Consider the following 19,379-nt stretch of genomic DNA (forward strand, 5'->3'; position numbering starts at 1 on the left):
CCGGGCGTGCACGGGCACGTTCCTTGCTGCTGGACGGGGAGAACCGTGCCCATGGCGGCGCGGCAAAACAGTATTTATCAGCAAGGAATGGTATGACTGAGAAAATGGGCGAGAGCGCGCAAGTGGCGCGCACCCTGCAGCCGGAAAAACAGACGATACGCATCGGCTACCTGCCGCTGACCGATTGCGCCTCGCTGGTGATGGCGTCAAGGCTGGGCCTGGATGAAAAATACGGCATCAAGATCGCACTGCGCCGCGAGACGTCATGGGCCGGCGTGCGCGACAAGCTGCACAACGGGGAACTCGATGCGGCCCACGTGCTGTATGGCCTCGTGTATGGCGTGCAGATGGGCATAGGCGGGCAGCAGCGCGACATGGCCGTATTGATGAATCTCAATCACAGCGGCCAGGCCGTGACCCTGTCGGCGGCGCTGGCGCGCGACGGCGCCCATGATGGCCCATCGCTGGCGCGCCACATGCGGGCCGCATCGCGGCCGTTTGCGTTCGCGCATACTTTTCCGACCGGCAATCATGCGATGCTGCTGCAATACTGGCTGGCCGCGCATGGCATTGATCCGCTGCGCGACGCGCACGTGATGACGGTGCCGCCGTCGCAGATGGTGGCGGCCTTGCGCGCGGGCCAGATGGATGGCTTTTGCGCGGGCGAGCCATGGGGCTACAAGGCCATCGTCGAGGGCGTGGGCGTGACGGCCGTCGCCAGCCAGGCGATCTGGCCCGACCATCCGGGCAAGGTGCTGGGTGCCAGCGCGGCCTTTGCGCAGCAGCATCCGAATACCTGCCGGGCCCTGATCGCCGCCGTGCTCGAGGCGGGGCGCTGGATCGACGCCAGCGATGCCAACCGGCTGGAAATGGCCGCCACCCTGGCCGAGCCCGCCTATCTGCATACGCCGCAGGAAATGCTGGCGCCGCGCATCCTCGGCCACTACCAGGATGGCCTGGGCAAGACGTGGAACGATACGCATGGCTTGAAGTTTTACGGCGATGGCGCCGTCAATTTCCCCTATCTGTCCGACGGCATGTGGTTCATGACCCAGCACCGGCGCTGGGGCTTGCTGCGCGATGCGCCTGACTACCTTGGCGTGGCGGGGCAGGTCAACCGCACCGACCTGTACCGCCAGGCGGCCGAAATGACGGCCACGCCCGTGCCGAAGACCCCCATGCGTGCGTCGATCCTGTGCGACGGCGTCGTGTGGGACGGCAGCGCGCCGGAAGCGTACGCGGCATCGTTTGCCATCGGTCACTTTTTTTAATGGGAGATGTCATCATGGCGCAATGTGGCAGCGTAACCCTGGTGGGCGCCGGTCCCGGCGACCCGGACCTGCTGACGATCAAGGCAGTAAAGGCCATCGCGCGGGCCGACGTGGTGCTGATCGACGACCTCGTCAACCCGGCCATCCTTGGCCATGCGGCACCCGGCGTGCGCGTGGTCGAGGTGGGCAAGCGGGGCGGCTGCGCGTCCACGCCGCAAGCGTTCATCGAACGGCTGATGCTGGCCGAAGCGCGCGCCGGCCTGCACGTGGTGCGCCTGAAAGGAGGCGACCCCTACCTGTTCGGGCGCGGCGGCGAAGAGCGTGCCTGCCTGCGCAGCCACGGCGTGGCCGTCGAGGTGATCCCCGGCATCAGCAGCGGGGTGGCCGCGCCAGCCGGCATCGGCGTGCCGCTGACGCACCGCGGCCGGAGCCAGGGCGCCATCTTCGTCACCGGCCACGGCAAGGATAGCGCCTCCGAGCCGAACTGGGCGGCATTGGCGCAAAGCGGCCTGACGCTCGTCATCTACATGGGCGTGGCCAGGGTGGCGGCCATCCAGGCCGGCTTGCTGGCCGGCGGCATGGCGCCCGGCACGCCCGTGGCCGTGGTGCAATCGGCCAGCCTGCCGGCGCAGCGCCAGTTGCTGAGCACCTTGCAGGCGCTGCCCGCCGCCTTGCCGGCAAGCGGCCTGGGCAGTCCCAGCATCATCGTCGTGGGCGACGTGGTGCGCTGCGCCGACGCCTGGGGTGAGCATGGTACTTTGCTGGCCGCCGCCGTCTGAGCCTGTCGGCGCCTAGCGGATCGGCAGCGCCACGGGGCGGATGGGCGCCGCGTCGCCGCCACGGAATTTCAATGAGGCGCCGATGAAGGCAAACTGGTACACCTTGTCGCGCGACAAGGCTTCCAGGTCGACCAGTTCGAGGATGGGCGCGCCCTGCTGCGCCAGCAGATAGGTGTGCACGGGCAGGTAATTGTGCGCCACTTCGGACGGGAACGCCTCGAAACTGAGGTTGTCCGCGCCCACCACCATGGCGCCGCCGTCTTCCACGAGGAATTTCGCCGCATCGAGCGACAGGCCGGGGGGATTGGCCATGTACGCTTGCGCCTGCTCATAGTGCTGCATGCGGCCCGTGCGTATCAGCACCACGTCGCCCTGTTCCAGCGTCACTTTCTGCTGCGCCAGCGCCGCGCGCAGGTCCTGCCGCGTGACCCGGTAATTGTCGGGCAGTTGCGACAAGCCCTTGGCCACGGCCACGTCGATCAGCACGCCGCGCGCGACGATGGGCGGCAATTTCTCCGCGCCCGTCACGGTCCAGCCCCGGTCGCCCAGGTACTGCTCCTCCGTAAAACCGTTCCAGATCTTGCCGTTCAGGCCGAAATGGTTCAGGGCGTCGATATGCGTGCCCATGTGCGCATACATGGAGACGGCCGAGCCCGTGTAGCTGACGTGGCGGTTCATCTGTTCGCCCACGTTCATTGAGTCGGCCACCACGTTGCCTTTCGGCGTATGCGTCATCCACATCTGGTAGGGCGGGTCGCCTGCCGCCTGCCAGCTGGGCATGCCGATATAGAAATCGACGGCCAGATCGTAGCTCTTGCCGCCGTCGATGCGGGCCAGGATGGCGGCGCGCGAGGCCGGCGTCATCAGGTTCAGGCGGCCGATCTCGTCCTTCGGGCCCCAGGGGCTGACGCCCACTTCGGGCAGGGCGGGCGTGGCCGGGGCGGCCGGGCCGGCCTGTACTGCGCCTGCCAGCAGGGCCAGCAGCAGCGGTGCGGTTTTCAATGGGGTCGGAAAGGTGAACATGGCGTGCTCCTCGTATCAGGTGAAGAAAGAAGCGCCATCATATTGTTTTCCATTTTAATGATAATCAGCGATAAAATAATAAGATATTCAACCAGAAGGAAAGAATGATGGATGTACTGGCGCTCATGCGCGTATTTCGCACGGTGGTCGAGCGCGACAGTTTCAGCAAGGCGGCGCTGGAGCTGAACCAGTCGGCGGCGGCCGTCAGCAAGCAGGTGCGCCAGCTGGAAGAGCGCCTGGGCACCGTGCTGCTGGTGCGCACGACGCGGCGCATGAGCTTGTCGGACGGCGGCCGCGCCTACTATCTGGAATGCTGCCGCCTGCTCGACGAGATCGCCGCGCTGGAACTGGCCACGCGCGGCTGCACCGGCAAGGTGGCGGGGCGGCTGCGCGTGAACGTGCCGCTGTCCTTCGGCCTGAAGGTGCTCTCGCCGCTGCTGCCCGCCTTCATGGCCCGTTACCCGGAGGTGAAGCTGGAGCTGACTCTCGATGACCGCTTGCGCGACGTGGTGGGCGAGGGCTACGACGTGTCGCTGCGCATCCGCGCCGCGCTGGCCGATTCGACCCTGGTGGCGCGCCGCCTGGGCGACGTCGAGCAGATGATCTGCGCCGCGCCGGCCTACCTGGCGCGGCGCGGCACGCCGGTGCGGGCGCCGGACCTGCATGGCCACGATTGCCTGGCCTACCGCCTGGCCGACAGCCCCGGCGTCTGGCAGCTGGCCGGACCCGAAGGGACGAGCAGCATCGTGCTGCCCGTGCGCTTTTCCGCCGACAACAGCCTGCTGCTGGCCGACATGCTGGTGGCCGGCGTGGGCGTGGGCGCGCTGCCTTCGTTCGTCGCCGCGCCGCTGCTGGCCAGCGGCGCCCTGGTGCGCGTGCTGCCCTCGCACGCCATGGCCAGGCGCGGCGTGTTTGCCCTGATGCCCGATGGCCGCCACGTGCAGCAGAAGGTGCGCGCCTTCTGCGACTTCCTGGCCGCGGCGCTGTAGCTGCTTTCCAGGGCAACCATCGCGCGCGCTTTTTTTCGCTGACAGGCGCGTCGGGCAGGGGCTTTGATAGTATCCTCGTACCTGATAGAACCGGAATAAGCGATCGACAATGCACACTTTGAGCAAGGGCGGGACGGGATCAGGCATCGGGATATGGGCGGGCGGGCTGCTGCTGGCGCTGGCGGTCGGCGGCGCGCTGTATGCGGGCGCGGCGCGCACGGTCAATGACGATGCCGAGCAGCGTTTCGACAACCTGACGTCTGGCGCCCAGCATAGCCTGGCCACGCGGGTGAAAAGCTATTCCGACCTGCTGCGCGGTCTCGAAGCCCTGTTCCGCACCTCGGCGCAGCTGTCGCGCCGCCAGTTCCACGATTACGTGGCCGGCCTCGATATCGCGCGCCAGTTTCCCGCCATCGAATCGGTCAACTATGCGGTGGCGCTCTCGCAGGCGCAGCGCGCGGCATATATCGACGGCGTGCGTCGCGATACCAGCCTGGCGCCGCGCGGCTATCCCGATTTCACCATCCGCCCGCCCGGCGAGCGGCCCGAATACACGGTGCTCACTTACCTGGAGCCCGATTCCCTGCTGCGCGAGCGCATGGGCGTCGATATCGGCGCCAACCCGCTGGTGGCGCGGGCCCTGGCCCAGGCGCGCGACAGCGGCGAGGTCGGCGCGTCGGGGCAGGTGATCATGATCAAGGGGCCGCCCGCGCACGTGGGACTGGGCATGCGCCTGCCCGTGTACCGCAACGGCATGCCGCAGGGAAGCGTGGCCGAGCGCCGCGCCGCCTATCAGGGGTCCGTGGGCATCGGCTTCGGCGTGGCGCAGCTGGTGCACAGCGCGCTCGAACGCAGCGCGCTCGAGCCGCTGCACCTGACCCTGTACAGCGCCGCCGACCCGCTGCCGGCCAATGGCCTGCTGCGCATCACGCCGCAGGACCGCCTGCTGTTCAACGATGACAGTGACCTGGCAACGCCGCCGCCGCAGCCGGGCAGCGACGCCGCGTATTTCGACCGCGTGCTGCCCGTGGTGTACCAGGGCGGCCAGTGGAAGGCCCATTTCCGCGTGCGCAAGGCGGAGCTGTACAGCGGTTTTGACCGTTATTTCCCGTGGCTGGCGCTGGCCGTCGGCGTGGCCGGCACTTTGCTCATTTATGGCTATATTTATACCTTGTACCGCTCGCGCCGCAGCGCGGTGGCGCAGCGCACCCTGCTCGACACGGTGCTCGACAGCGTCGACGCCTACGTCTACATGAAGGATGCCGACCTGCGCTACCGTTACGTGAACGCGCGCACGGCAACCATCCTGGGGCGCGCCGTGGAACAGGTGATCGGCCGCCAGGATGGCGATTTGATGGTGGGCGACGCGGCCGCCGCCGCGCGGCGCACGGAGCGCCAGGTGTTCGACAGCGGCGTCAAGTTCGTCGGCGAGGAGCGCTTCGTCGATGCGCAGGGCCAGGTGCACCACCTGTGGAGCGTGAAGGTGCCGTTGGGCCTGCCCGGCCCCGTCACGGGCCTGATCGGCCTGTCCACGGACGTGACGGAGCTGCACCGCCTGAAGGAGCAGGCCGACGCGGCCAGCCAGGCCAAGAGCGACTTCCTGTCGAACATGAGCCATGAAATCCGCACGCCGATGAACAGCATTATCGGCATGGCGCACCTGGCCCTGAAATCGGTGGCCGATGTGCGCCAGCGCGACTATCTGCAAAAGATCTACCATTCGGGCCAGCATTTGCTGGGCCTGATCAACGACATCCTCGACTTTTCCAAGATCGAGGCGGGCAAGCTGGAACTGGAAGTGCTGGACTTCCGCCTCGACACGCTGCTGGCGAACATCGCCAGCCAGCTGGGCGACGCGGCCTCCCTCAAGGGCCTGACTTTGCAATTCGATATCGCCTCCGAACTGCCGCAGCGCTGGCGCGGCGATCCGCTGCGCCTGGAACAGGTCTTGCTGAACCTGACCAGCAACGCCATCAAGTTCTCCGACAATGCCAGCATCTTCGTGCGCGTGCGCCAGTCCGAGGAGCGCGGCAGCCATACCATGCTGCGCTTCGAAGTGCAGGACCGGGGCATCGGCATGAACCAGGAAGAGGTGGGGCAACTGTTCCGCTCCTTCCACCAGGCCGACCCGTCGACCACGCGCAAGTATGGCGGCAGCGGACTGGGGCTGGTGATCAGCAAGCAGCTCGCTGAACTCATGGGCGGCAAGGTGGGCGTGTACAGCCAGCCGGGCCTGGGCAGCACTTTCTGGTTTACGGCGCGCCTGGAAAAATGCGCGCAGGCCAGCGACGACGGCATCGCCGAGGTGGAGCCGGAGGTGCTGGGTGTAATCCGCGGCGCCTCCATCCTGCTGGTGGAAGATAACGTCTTCAGCCAGCAGGTGGGCTGCGAATTGCTGGAAGACGCGGGCGCCACCGTCTGCGTGGCTGGCAATGGCCGTGAGGCGCTGGAGCTGCTGTCGCGCCAGCGTTACGACTGCGTGCTGATGGACGTGCAGATGCCGGAGATGGACGGCTTCGAGACGACGCGCCGCATCCGCGCCGACCCGCAGCTTGCGGGCCTGCTGGTGATCGCCATGACGGCCAATGCGGGCAGCGAAGACCGCGCCCGCTGCCTGGAGGCGGGCATGGATGAATTCGTGACCAAGCCGATCGCGCCGAATCTGCTGTTCCACCTGCTGGCAAAGTGGTTCCGCCTGCGTGGCGGTATTGGCGGCATCGGCGGCGTTGGGCACGCGCCGCCGGCCAGCCTGTCCGCCGCCACGGCGCACGGGACGACGCCTGCCGTGCATGGGGCGCCGGACTCGCGCGATACGGCCATCCTCGACCTGGCCACCCTGGCGCTCACGTTCAGCAATGACGCAGTCAAGATGCGCAAGTACACCCAGCTGTTCCTCGATACGGCGCGCGACGGCATCGCCGAAATGGAGCAGGCCATGGCGCTGGAAGACCTGGGCCGCCTGGCGGACCTGGGCCACCGCAGCAAATCGTCGGCGCTGGCCGTGGGCGCGCACGCTTTCGCCGCGCTGTGCCTGTCGATCGAAGGCTTGCGCCTGGGCGGCGACATGCAGCAGGCGCGCGCCTTGCTGACGGCCCTGGCGCCGGCCCTGGCCCGGGTGGCTGAACAAATTTCACTGGAATTTGCCGCCAGCGACGCCCCCTGACGCAGGGAGCGGCGATAATACGGCTTTGGCGCGCCCGGCCGTTCCGGCGGGCGCGCGGCAACCCATCGGATCAGCATGCAAACAACCGTCACGCCCGGCCTACTCATCCTGCACGGCAACCAGCTGGAACAGCTGCGCGCCGCCGTCTTCCAGTGGCTGCGGCAGCATCCGCTGGCGCCGCTGGAGACGGACATTTTCCTGGTGCAGTCGAACGGCGTGGCCGAATGGCTGAAAATCGCGCTGGCCGAGGAAATGAAAGTGTGCGCCGCCACGCGCATCGCACTGCCGGCCCGCCTGCTGTGGGAAAGCTACCGGGGCATGCTGGGGCGCGAAAGGGTGCCGCGCGTGTCGCCGTTCGATAAATCGCCGCTGACGTGGCGTTTGATGCGCCTGCTGCCGTCCTTGCTGGCCGATCCCGTCTTCGCGCCGCTGCGCTATTTCCTTGCCGATGGCGACGCGGAACGCCGGCTGCAGCTGGCCGAGCGTCTGGCCGACCTGTTCGACCAGTACCAGGTCTACCGCGCCGACTGGCTGGCCGATTGGGCGGCGGGGCGCGACCAGTTGCGCACGGCGCGCGGCGAGTCCATCGTCTTGCAGGAAGACCAGCGCTGGCAGGCGCAGTTGTGGCGCGCCGTGGCTGCCGACGTGGAGCCGTTCGAACGCGACACGGGCCGCGCCGACATCCACGACGCCTTCCTGGCGGCGATTGCCGCCGGCGATGCGCCTGCGGGCAAGCTGCCGCGCAGGGTGGTGCTGTTCGGCGTGTCGGCCTTGCCGTACCAGACCTTGCAGGCGCTGGCCGCGCTGGCGCGCCACACGCAGGTGGTGCTGGCCGTGCCGAATCCATGCCAGTTCTACTGGGGCGACATCATCGAGGGGCGCGACCTGCTGCGCGCGGCCAACAAACGCCAACAGCAGCGCAACGGCACCGACCTGGCCGAGATTCCGCTCGAAGCCCTGCATGCGCACAGCCACCCGCTGCTGGCGAGCTGGGGCCGGCAGGGGCGCGATTTCATCCGCATGCTTGACGAATTCGACGAACACGCGCATGCCGAAGGGCGCGACGACAGCCTGCGCATCGACCTGTTTGGCGAGGAAACGGGCGAGACCCTGCTGCAGCAGGTGCAGGTGGCCATCCGCGAACTGCGCCCGCTGGCCGAGCATGAACAAACGCCGCCCGATGCGGCCGACCGTTCGATCGAATTCCACGTGGCGCACAGCGTGCAGCGCGAAGTGGAAGTGCTGCACGACCAGTTGCTGGCCATGTTCGCCGGGAGCGGCGAGACGGGCTTGCGTCCGCGCGACGTGGTGGTGATGGTGCCCGACATCGACACGTTTACGGCCGCCATCCACGCCGTCTTCGGCCAGTACCGGCGCAATGACGAGCGTTTCATCCCGTTCGAGATCGGCGACGTGAAGGACCGCAGCGTCAATCCGCTGCTCGTCGCGCTTGAGTGGCTGCTGCACCTGCCGCAGCAGCGCTGTCGCCAGAGCGAGGTGCGCGACCTGCTCGACGTGCCGGCGCTGGCGGCCCGCTTCGGCCTGCAGCCGGACGACCTGGCCACCCTGGGGGCGTGGATCGAGGGCGCCGGCGTGCGCTGGGGCCTGGACCAGGAACACCGCGCCGGCCTGGGGCTGGGCGCGGCCGGCGAGCAGAACGCGTGGATCTTCGGCGTGCGGCGCATGCTGCTCGGCTATGCCAGCGGCAGTGGCGCCAGCTTTGGCGGCATCGAGCCGTATGCGGAAGTGGGCGGCCTCGATGCGGCGCTGGCGGGCTCGCTGGCGCAGCTGGTCGAGGCGCTGCTGCACTGGCGCAGCGTGCTGGCCGGCGCGCGCACGCCGGCCGAGTGGGGCGAGCAGGCGCGCGCGCTGCTGGCCGCCTTCTTTGACGCCGACGACGAGGGCGACCGCCTGACCCTGGCGCAGCTGGAAGGCGCCTTGCAGGGCTGGCTGGAAACCTGCGGGCACGCGGGCTTTGTCGAGCAGGTACCCTTGTCGGTGCTGCGCGTGGCGTGGCTGGGCGCGCTCGACGAACCGACCCTGAATCACCAGTTCGTCTCCGGCGGCGTCACGTTCTGCACCCTGATGCCGATGCGCGCCGTGCCGTTCCGCGTCGTCTGCCTGCTGGGCATGAACGATGGCGACTTCCCGCGCCGCGCGCCCAAGGCCGATTTCGACTTGCTGGCCTTGCCCGGCATGGCCCGCCCGGGCGACCGTTCGCGCCGCGACGACGACCGCTACCTGATGCTCGAAGCCTTGCTGGCCGCGCGCGACAAGCTGTACGTGAGCTGGGTGGGGCGCAATGTGCGCGACAATTCCGAGCAGCCGCCGTCCGTGCTGGTATCGCAGCTGCGCGACTACCTGGCGGCCGGCTGGTCGCTGGACCGCCACCTGGTATCGCTCACTACCGAGCACGCGCTGCAGCCGTTCAGCCGCCGCTATTTCGAGGCGGGCGGCTTGCTGACCTATGCGCGCGAATGGCGCGTGGCGCATGCCGATGCCGATGCGGATGCGGCTGCGCAGGCGGGGGAGCCGGCGCTGGGACCGTACGAACTCGACCCAGGCACGCGTTTGAAACTGGGCGAACTGGCCAGCTTTCTGCGCCAGCCCGTCAAGTACTTTTTCCGCCGCCGCCTCAGCGTGCATTTTGCCGATGCGGCCATGCTGGGCGACGATGAGGAGCCGTTCGGCCTGAACGCGCTCGAGCGCTACCTGCTGGAAGACACCATGCTCGATGACGGCGGCGCCGTGGAAGCACTGGACGACGTGCGCAGCAGCCTGGAAGCGCGCGCGGCACGCCTGGCGCGCGAAGGCGTGCTGCCCATCGGCCTGATCGGCCGGCAGGTGCAGGCGCAGCTGGTCGAGGCGCTGGTGCCCGTGCGCAGCGCATGGCTGTCGTTGCGCGCCTCGTTCCCGCTGGCGGCCGACAAGCGCGCCATCAACCTGGCGTTCGGCGACGTGCAGATCGACGACTGGCTCGACAGACTGTGCAGCAACGGGCGGGACACGGCCTGGCTGATGCAGATTTCCTCGAAGGTGACGGACAAGGGCGGCCTGGCGCGCGGCGACAAGCTGATGCTGATGTGGCTGCGCCAGCTGGCCGCCGCCGCCCTCGGTTTCCCCGTCACCGGCTACCTGGTGGCGCGCGACGCCATCGTCAGCATGGCGCCGCTCGACCCGGCCACGTCGCGCGATGCGCTGGCCACCTTGCTGGCGCTGTGGCGCGAAGGCATGAACCATCCGCTGCCGACGGCTTGCAAGACGGGCCTGGCGCTGGTGCAGCAGGGCGACCCGCGCGCCGTGTATGACGGCGGCTTTGACGTGTCGGGCGAGCGCGATGAGCTGTGCCTGGCGCGCCTGTGGCCCGAGTTTTCCGCCCTGGCCGCGGAGGAAGCATGGGAAGACTGCACGCGCGAGCTGTATGGCCCGCTGGCCGACTGGCTGCAGCAACACATCACGATCGACCCGATCAGCGCGCCCGATGATGGCGCGGGAGAAGAACCATGACGAGCCACCTGCTCAACCCCCTGGCGTTTCCGCTGCACGGCTCGCGCCTGATCGAGGCGTCCGCCGGCACCGGCAAGACCTGGACCATCGCTGCGCTGTACGTGCGGCTCGTGCTGGGTCACGGCGACAACGACAGCCGCTTCAGCCGCCCGCTGCTGCCGGCCGACATCCTCGTGATGACGTTTACCCGCGCCGCCACGCGCGAACTGTCGAACCGCGTGCGCGAGCGCCTGATCGAGGCGGCCGCGTATTTTCGTAATGAGTTCCGCCACGAATCCGGCGGCAGCGACCCGTTTCTCGACGCCTTGCTCGAATCCTATCCGGACGAGAGCGAACGGCAAAAGGCCGCGCACCGGCTGATGCTGGCCGCCGAGACGATGGATGAAGCGGCCATCTTCACCATCGACGCCTGGTGCCAGCGCATGCTGCGCGAGCACGCGTTCGACAGCGGCAGCCTGTTCGACGAAGAACTGGTCAGCGACGAGCAAGCGCTGTTCGAGGATGCGGCCCACGATTACTGGCGCCAGCAAGTCTATCCCTTGCCGCCGCAGGCGCTCGACGTGCTGCTCGATTGCTGGCCCGACGTGGCAGCGTTGAAGAAGGGAACGCGCGAGCTGGCCCGGCGCGCCGGCAGCATGCGCATGGCCGACGAGGAGCCCTTGTCGGCGCTGATCGCGCGCGAACAGCGGGCGCTGGCCGCGCAGCTGGCCACCCTGAAGGCGGGCTGGGTCGAGCGCACGGAGCAGATGGCCGTCTGGATCAACGACCACCGCGCCGCCAATCCCAAGTGTTTTAACGGCGTCAAGATGAAGCCGGAAAACCTGGCGAAATGGTTCGACGGCTTGCGCCGCTGGGCGCAGGATCCGCTGTTGCTGCTGCCGGCCATCACGGCCAAGGCGTGGGAGCGCCTGACGCCGTTCGGCATCGAGGATGCGTTTGCCAAGAGTTTCACGGCCCAGGTGCCCGAGTGTTTCGAACATACGGAGGCGCTGGGGACGGCCCTGGCGGCCATCACGCCGCTGGCGCACAAGCTGCACCTGCATGCGGCGGCGGCCATCGCGCGGCGCATGGATCAGCTAAAACGCCAGTCGCGCCAGTTCGGCTTTGCCGACATGCTGCAGCGCCTGCACGACGCGCTGGCCGGCGAGAATGGCGCTGCGCTGCGCCAGCGCATCGTCGACCAGTATCCGCTGGCGATGGTCGATGAATTCCAGGATACGGCCCCTGCACAGTATCAGATCTTCAATTTGTTATACCGCATTGCCGAGAATGATCCCGCGCAAGGATTGTTCCTGATCGGCGACCCGAAGCAGTCGATCTACGGCTTTCGCGGCGCCGACATCCAGAGCTACCTGGCGGCGCGGCGCGCCACCACGGGCCGCCACTACCAGCTGGGCACCAATTACCGCTCGACGGCGCCCCTGGTGGCGGCCGTCAACCAGCTGTTCCTGCACGCCGAGCGCGCCGAAGTGCCGGCCGGCGCCTTCCGCTACCGCAAAAACGGCGAAAATCCGCTGCCGTTCGAGGCTGTCGACGCCAAGGGCCGCGACGAGCGGCTGCTGAACGCTGGCGGCCCGCTGCCGGCCCTGCTGGCCGCCTGCGCCAGCGATGAAGGACTGCGCGGCGACAGCTACCGCGAGTATTTCGCGCAGCATTGCGCGGAACATATCGTCGCCATGCTGGGCGATGCGCAAGCCGGTTTCGACGGTCCCGACGGGTTCGTGCGGCTGCAGCCGGCCGATATCGCCATCCTCGTGCGCGACCGCAAGGAGGCGGCGGCCATCCGCCGCGCGCTGGCGCGCCGCCGGGTCGCCAGCGTCTACCTGTCCGACAAGGATTCCGTCATCGATAGCGAGGAAGCGGCCGACGTGCTGCGCTGGCTGGCGGCGCTGGCCAATCCGCTCGACGGCGGCCTGGCGCGCGCCGCGTTTGCCACGCGCACCATCGGCTTGCCGCTGGGCGAGCTGGCGCGGCTGTCCAGCGACGAACTGGAATGGGAACGCCGGGTCGAGCAATTGAAGGCCTTGCACCTGATCTGGCAGCGCCAGGGCGTGCTGGCCATGCTGCGCCGCTTCATCCACGAGCTGCAGCTGCCGGCCATGCTGCTGCAGCAGACGGGCGGCGAGCGGCGGCTGACGAATCTGCTGCACCTGGCTGAACTGCTGCAGTCGGCCAGCCGCCAGCTCGATGGCGAGCAGGCGCTGATACGCTGGCTGGCCGAGCAGATCGCCGGCGAGGGCGAAAACGGCGACGAGCGCGTGCTGCGCCTGGAAAGCGACGCGGAGCTGGTCAAGGTCATCACCGTGCACAAGTCCAAGGGCCTCGAGTATCCGCTGGTGTATCTGCCGTTCGCCGTCACGGCGCGCAAGGTGGACAAGCGCAACCGCAGCTTCTTCGACTATGCGGACGAAAAAGGCGAACGCCGCCTCGACCTGTCGCTGTCCGACGAGGCCATGGCGCTGGTGGAAGAGGCGCGCATCGAGGAAGACCTGCGCCTGCTGTACGTGGCCCTGACGCGCGCGCGCCATTTCCTGTGGCTGGGCGTGGCCGCGCTGGCGGCGCGCAAGGCAGGCGAGAACACCCTGCACGAATCGGCGCTCGGCTACCTGCTGACGGGCGGCGACAAGCTGCCGTTTGAGCAATTGCTGCCGCGCTGGCAGCAGGTGGCGGGCAATTGCGACGCCATCTACGTGGGCTCGCTGGCGCAGCCCGATGCCTGCACGGTGCTCGACCGCGTGGAGCGGCGTCCCGAGCTGCGGCCCGCGCCCGTGTTCGCGGGCGAATTCGAGCGCGACTGGTCGGTGGGCAGCTTTACCTCGCTGACGCGCCAGATCGGCGCCATGGCGGCCGCGCACGTGCCGCAGCGGGCGCTGGAAGAAACCTTGCTGGAAGACGGCGCGGGCGCGCCAGCCGTGTCGCCGCTGCAGACGGGCGACGCGCCCTGGCACCGCTTCCCGCGCGGCTCCGTGCCCGGCAACTTCCTGCACGAGCAGCTCGAGTGGATGGGCAGCGAAGGCTTTGACAGCGTCCACGATGACAATTTCACCACGCGCCTGGCCGCGCGCTGCGAGCGGGCCGGCTGGGGCCACCGCCAGGAAGACGCCATCGCCTGGCTCCGGGAAATCGCCGTCACGCCGCTGCCGCTGCTCGATGCGTCGCTGTCTGAACTGGACAGCACCCTGTCCGAGATGGAGTTCTGGTTCCCCAGCGAGCATCTGTCCACGGGCGCGCTCGACCAGCTGTGCACGCGCTTGCTGTTGGGCGGCGCGCCGCGTCCCGCGCTGCCGCGGCGCCAGCTGCACGGCATGCTGAAAGGCTTTGCCGACCTGGTCATCGAACGGGATGGGCGCTACTGGGTGCTCGACTACAAGTCGAACGCGCTGGGCGCCAACGACGCCGCCTATCACACGGCCGCGCTGGCGGCCGGCATGGCGCAGCACCGCTACGACATCCAGGGCGCCATCTACATGCTGGCCCTGCACCGGCTGCTGAAAAGCCGGCTCGGCGACGCCTACGACCCGGCCGAACACCTGGGCGGCGCCATCTTCCTGTTCCTGCGCGGGATCGCGAATGCGGACACGCATGGCTGCTACTGGCTGGCGCCGCAGCTGGAACTGCTGGACGGCCTCGATCAATTATTGTCAGAAGAAGCGGAACATCATGCAGCATAGCGAGCAAATGAATGCCTTGTTCAGCCACGTCGACGGCGTCGCCGGGGATGGCCATCTGCGCCGCCTGAGCGCCGCTTTTGCCCGCTTCATCGCCAGCCTGGATGACGGCGGCCCCGATGCGCCCGCCTTGGCCGTGGCCTGCGTGGTGCTGTCCGAGCTGGAAGGGCGGGGCCACAGCTGTCTGATGCTGTTTGAGCTGGCGGGCGAGCCGTCGCAGCTGCTGGGCTGGAGCGAGGAGCTGTGGCATGCCGTGCTGGCCGTTTCCGGTCCGCTGCCGGGCAGCGCCGACGGCTGGCGCGCGCTGCTGGCCGGCGCGCCGCAGGTGTGGCGGGTGGGGACGCCCGACGTGCAGCAGCCGCTGGTGCTCGACGGCGACCGCCTGTACCTGCGCCGCTACTGGCGCGACGAGACCCTGGTGGGCGGCAGAATCGCTGCGCGCGCGCAGGATTTGGTCAACCCGCCGCTGGCGCAGGTGCGGCAATGGCTCGATATCCTGTTCGACCAGCCCACGCAGGACGGCGGCCCGGACTGGCAAAAAGTGGCCTGCGCCGTCGCCCTGCGCGGCAAGGTGGCCATCATCACGGGCGGCCCGGGCACGGGCAAGACCTACACGGTGGCCAGTTTGCTGACCTTGCTGTTTGCCGTCTCGCCGCAGCCGGAGCAGCTGCGCATCGCGCTGGCCGCGCCGACGGGCAAGGCGGCCGCGCGGCTGAAACAGTCGATCGACAAGGCCTTGAGCGGCTTGGCGGAAAAGGTCGGGGGAGCCTTGCCGCTGCTGGAACTGGCGCGCCGCATGGGCGCGGCGCGCACCCTGCATAGCTTGCTGGGCGCGCGGCCCGACACGCGCGCCTTTGCCCACCATGCGGGCAATCTGCTCGACGTCGACGTGCTGATCGTCGATGAGGCGTCGATGGTGCACCTGGAGATGATGGCCTCGGTGCTTGACGCCTTGCCTTCCGCCGCCATCCTGATCCTGCTGGGCGACAAGGACCAGCTGGCGTCCGTGGAAGCGGGCGCCGTGCTGGGCGACTTGTGCCACGACGCGCAGGCGGGCGGCTACGCGGTCGATACCATCGCGTATGCGCAGGCGGCCAGCGGCGTGGCCATTCCCGCGCAGTTTGCCGGTAACGCCGGTGCGCTGGCGCAGCAGACGGTGATGCTGCGCCACAGCCACCGTTTCAGCGGTCCGATCGGCGAGCTGGCGCTGGCCGTGAATGCGGGCAAGCCTGACCTGGCCAGAGCGTGCTTCGCCGGCGACAGCGGCGGCCAGCTGGCGTGGAGCGTGCCGGCGCAGCAGGAAGACGTGCTGCGCCTGGCCTTGCGCGGGCGCGCGGATGCGCCGGGCGGCTACCAGCCCTATCTGGAACTGCTGAATGCCGGTGAAGCTGCGTACGCGCAGCATGACGACTGGGTGCGCGCCGTGCTGCTCAGTTTTGAGTCGTTCCGCATCCTGTGCGCCGTGCGCGAGGGCGAGTGGGGCGTGGCGGGCCTGAACACGGCCATCGAGCTGCGGCTGGAAAAGGAAGGCTTGATACGCCGCAGCGAGTGGTATGTGGGCCGTCCCGTGATGGTCACGCGCAACGACTACGGCACGGGCGTGTTCAATGGCGACATCGGCCTGACCCTGCGCGACCCTGCGCGGCCCGGCTCCCTGCGCGTGTATTTCCTGGAAGGCGAGCATGTGCGCAGCGTGCTGGCCACGCGCCTGCGCCATGTGGAGACGGCGTTCGCCATGACGGTACATAAATCGCAGGGCTCGGAATTCCGCCACACGGTGCTGGTGCTGCCGCAGGAAGGCGGCGCCATGCTGGCGCGCGAACTGGTCTACACTGGCATCACGCGGGCGCGCGACTTCTTTACCCTCGTGTCGCCCACGCAGGCCGTGCTGTTCGACGCGATTTTGCGCCGCACGCAGCGCGCCAGCGGCTTGAGAGGATTGATCGGCTGACGGCTTGATCGGGCTTGACGCGTTTCCGTAAGGAAATATATGTGTTGTATTCCGAATATTGACGATAATTGTTCCGTTTTTTGTGTGAGAATGCTTGCGTAGGTGAAGTAGTGCAAAAGCACTGTTTCACGCCAATAAAATCGAAACGAGGAGTCCATCATGTTGTCTTCCCTTCGCACGCGGCTGGTGCTCATTTGCGTGGCCATCGTCGTCCTGTCCATGCTGGCCTTGTCGGCCGCCAATTACGTCACCACGCGCAGCAGCATGCTGGCGTCGTCCGACCAGCAGATGCAGCAGCTGCTGCAAAGCCAGTCCGCCGTGCTGGCGCAGTGGGTCGATGGCAAGAAAAAAGTCATGGCCTCCGTCGTTATGTCGGCCGAGACGCCCGATCCGCTGCGCGCCTTCCAGATCGCGGAAAAGGCCGGCGATTTTGCCGAAGTGTTCATCGGTTACGCGGACAAGCGCTCCGTGTTTACCCATCCGGGCCGCCCGGCCGATTTCGACCCGACGGCGCGCGCCTGGTACACGGACACCGTCAAGGCCGGCGTGCCCATGCTCACGCCGCCGTACGTGGATGCGGCCAGCCACAAGCTGGTGGTGTCGTTTACGGCGCCCGTCGGCCCGAAAGAGGCACTGAGCGGCGTGGCGGGCGCCGACGTGCTGCTCGATACGGTGATTGCCAACGTGGTGGCGATCAAGCCGACGCCGCACAGCTTTGCCTTCCTCGTCGACCAGAGCGGCACCATCATCGCCCATGCCAACAAGGACCTGAGCCTGCAGCCGGTATCGAAACTCGATGCGGCGCTGTCGGCCGCGCAGGTCAACCGGCTGGAAAGCACGCGCGCGAGCGAGGCCGTGCGCCTCAATGAGCGCGACGGCAAGCTGTACGTCACGCGCGTGGCGGGCACCGACTGGCTGCTGGCCGTGGTGCTCGACCAGCAGGAAGCCATGCAAGCCTTGCAGACGATGCTGACGACGGCCACGGTCACGGCCGTGCTGCTGGCCGGCGCGGCGGCCGTGCTGCTGTCGCTGCTGGTGTTCAAGATGCTCAAGCGCCTGGAACTGGTGCGCGATGCGCTCGATGACATCGCCTCGGGCGAGGGCGACCTGACGCGCCGCCTCGACGCTTCCGGCGTGGATGAACTGGCGCAGATCGCGGGCGCCTTCAACCGTTTCATCGACAAGATCGCCGCCGTGCTGGTGAAAATCCGCACGGCCAGCGAATCGGTGAAAGTCTCGTCGTCGGAAATCGCCGCCGGCAACCAGGACCTGTCCTCGCGCACGGAGGAGCAGGCCAGCTCGCTGGAAGAAACGGCCGCCTCGATGGAGGAGCTCACTTCCACCGTGAAACAGAACGCGGACAATGCGCGCCAGGCCAACCAGATGGCGCAATCGGCGTCCGGCGTGGCCAGCAAGGGCGGGCAAGTGGTGGCGCAGGTGGTCGACACCATGGCCTCGATCAATGATTCATCGAAGAAGATCGTCGACATCATCAGCGTCATCGACGGCATCGCCTTCCAGACGAACATCCTGGCCCTGAATGCGGCCGTGGAAGCGGCGCGCGCCGGCGAGCAGGGACGCGGCTTTGCCGTGGTGGCGACGGAAGTGCGCAGCCTGGCGCAGCGCTCCGCGGGAGCGGCAAAGGAAATCAAGCTGCTGATCGACGATTCCGTGGGCAAGGTCGATTCGGGTGCGCGCCTGGTCGACGAGGCGGGGGCGACGATGCAGGAAATCGTCGACAGCGTGCGCCGCGTCACCGACATCATGGGCGAAATCACGGCCGCCAGCCAGGAACAAAGCTCGGGCATCGAACAGGTGAACCAGGCGATCGCGCAAATGGACCAGGTGACGCAGCAGAATGCGGCCCTGGTGGAAGAGGCGGCCGCCGCGGCGGAAAGCCTGCAGGACCAGGCCAGCACCCTGGCGCAGGTGGTGGGCGTGTTCAAGCTCGATGAGGGGCAGGCGCCGGCGGCAGCGCCGCAGGCCGCCAGGCCCGTGGCGCGCGCGCCGGCTCCGGTGCGCATCGCGCAGGCGCCGGCCTCCAGGCCCGCGGCGCAGCGCAAGCCGGAAGCGAGCGAGGAGTGGGAAACCTTTTAAGCCGGCCTTCAGGCGCGCCGGGGCGCCAGGGTCGGCGCCATCTGCTTCGCCACGTCGAAAAAAGCGTTGGTGGCCGGCGTGTTCTGGCGCCGGTCGCGCACGGCCAGGCCCACCTTGCGGCTGACGGGCGGATTTAACGGCAGGGCCACCAGCTCCGGATACTGCTCCCGCAGCCGCTGCGGCAGGGCCAGTTCGGCGACGATGGAGACACCGTCGCCGCGGCTGACCATGTCGAGGATGGTAATCACCTGGCTGATGCGGTAGGGGACATTCGGCTGCAGCCCCGCGTTGGCGAACAGCGGCTCGATCAGGCAGGCGCAGCCCGCCTCGGACATGATGAACGGCCCTTCGCACAGCTGCGCCAGGGTGACGGCCGTTTCGCCGGCCAGCCGGTGGCTGCGCGGCACCAGCGCCATCATCTGGTCTTCCACCAGCGGCGCCGTATCGAAACGCTCGTCGGGCAGCACGACGAAGCCCACATCGACCCTGCGCTCGCGTATCCACTGCACCACTTCATGGTCGGCGCCTTCGTCGATGCGCAGGGCGATGCCCGGATAGCGCAGGCGGAACTGCGCCGTGATGGCCGGCAGCAGGTTCAAGGACGAAGTAGGGCCGAAGGAGCCGATGCGCAAACTGCCCTGGCGCTGGCCCAGCACGTCGGCCGCTTCCTGGCGCATGGCTTCGGACAGGCCGAGGATTTCGCGCGCCCGCACCAGCAGCTGGCGGCCCACGTCAGTCAGCTCGGCCGAGGCCTGGTGGCGCACGATGAGGTCCACGCCCATCTCCTTTTCCAGCGCTTTTAACGCGTGCGAGACGGCCGACTGGCTGATGCCCAGCTGCGCGGCGGCGGCGGAAAAGCCGTGCAGCTCGGCCACCAGGGTAAAGATTTCCAGTTGCGTGAAGGTCATCTGTGGTTTTCCTGTGCTATGAG

10 protein-coding genes are annotated in these 19,379 nt (G+C 68.0%); 8 read left to right on the forward strand and 2 right to left on the reverse strand.

Features of this window, described 5'->3' with window-relative positions; all coding sequences use genetic code 11:
* The first annotated feature begins 92 nt into the window (after nucleotides 1–92).
* Together AC07VI_RS23020 and cobA are read left to right on the forward strand one after the other, a co-directional pair.
* Complete coding sequence (locus AC07VI_RS23020) at nucleotides 93–1,271, forward strand: CmpA/NrtA family ABC transporter substrate-binding protein (RefSeq protein WP_086147289.1); 1,179 nt, start codon at nucleotides 93–95, stop codon at nucleotides 1,269–1,271.
* A 14-nt stretch (nucleotides 1,272–1,285) separates the two neighbouring features.
* The gene (gene cobA / locus AC07VI_RS23025) at nucleotides 1,286–2,050 is read left to right on the forward strand and encodes a uroporphyrinogen-III C-methyltransferase (protein WP_492993662.1); all 765 of its coding nucleotides are present in this window, start codon (nucleotides 1,286–1,288) and stop codon (nucleotides 2,048–2,050) included.
* A 12-nt stretch (nucleotides 2,051–2,062) separates the two neighbouring features.
* Here cobA and AC07VI_RS23030 read toward each other — a convergent pair whose 3' ends face one another.
* Nucleotides 2,063–3,073, reverse strand: a complete 1,011-nt coding sequence (locus AC07VI_RS23030) for a cyclase family protein (protein WP_086147290.1) — start codon at nucleotides 3,071–3,073, stop codon at nucleotides 2,063–2,065.
* Between the two features lie 107 nt (nucleotides 3,074–3,180).
* Between AC07VI_RS23030 and AC07VI_RS23035 the strand changes: the two genes are divergently transcribed.
* From AC07VI_RS23035 to AC07VI_RS23060, 6 genes are all read left to right on the forward strand, one after another.
* The gene (locus AC07VI_RS23035) at nucleotides 3,181–4,062 is read left to right on the forward strand and encodes a LysR family transcriptional regulator (RefSeq protein ID WP_086147291.1); all 882 of its coding nucleotides are present in this window, start codon (nucleotides 3,181–3,183) and stop codon (nucleotides 4,060–4,062) included.
* Nucleotides 4,063–4,171: 109 nt separating this feature from the next.
* Nucleotides 4,172–7,225: a CHASE domain-containing protein gene (locus AC07VI_RS23040; RefSeq protein WP_492993665.1), complete on the forward strand. Its 3,054-nt coding sequence runs from the start codon at nucleotides 4,172–4,174 to the stop codon at nucleotides 7,223–7,225.
* 75 nt (nucleotides 7,226–7,300) lie between these two features.
* A complete protein-coding gene (recC, locus tag AC07VI_RS23045; RefSeq protein ID WP_086147293.1) occupies nucleotides 7,301–10,732 on the forward strand; it encodes an exodeoxyribonuclease V subunit gamma in 3,432 nt (1,143 codons plus the stop codon).
* On the forward strand, nucleotides 10,729–14,403 hold the full coding sequence (recB, locus tag AC07VI_RS23050; RefSeq protein WP_492993667.1) for an exodeoxyribonuclease V subunit beta: 3,675 nt from the start codon (nucleotides 10,729–10,731) through the stop codon (nucleotides 14,401–14,403). The genes recC and recB overlap by 4 nt, the downstream gene beginning before the upstream one ends.
* Complete coding sequence (recD, locus tag AC07VI_RS23055) at nucleotides 14,393–16,351, forward strand: exodeoxyribonuclease V subunit alpha (RefSeq protein ID WP_099375821.1); 1,959 nt, start codon at nucleotides 14,393–14,395, stop codon at nucleotides 16,349–16,351. The genes recB and recD overlap by 11 nt, the downstream gene beginning before the upstream one ends.
* Before the next feature lie 159 nt (nucleotides 16,352–16,510).
* Nucleotides 16,511–18,448: a methyl-accepting chemotaxis protein gene (locus AC07VI_RS23060; RefSeq protein WP_099420368.1), complete on the forward strand. Its 1,938-nt coding sequence runs from the start codon at nucleotides 16,511–16,513 to the stop codon at nucleotides 18,446–18,448.
* Between the two features lie 8 nt (nucleotides 18,449–18,456).
* On the opposite strand, the gene AC07VI_RS23065 is transcribed toward AC07VI_RS23060, so the two are convergent.
* On the reverse strand, nucleotides 18,457–19,356 hold the full coding sequence (locus tag AC07VI_RS23065; RefSeq protein WP_086145704.1) for a LysR family transcriptional regulator: 900 nt from the start codon (nucleotides 19,354–19,356) through the stop codon (nucleotides 18,457–18,459).
* Between the last annotated feature and the right edge of the window lie 23 nt (nucleotides 19,357–19,379).

The sequence above is a fragment of the Janthinobacterium sp. GW821-FHT03A03 genome, from assembly GCF_059421435.1.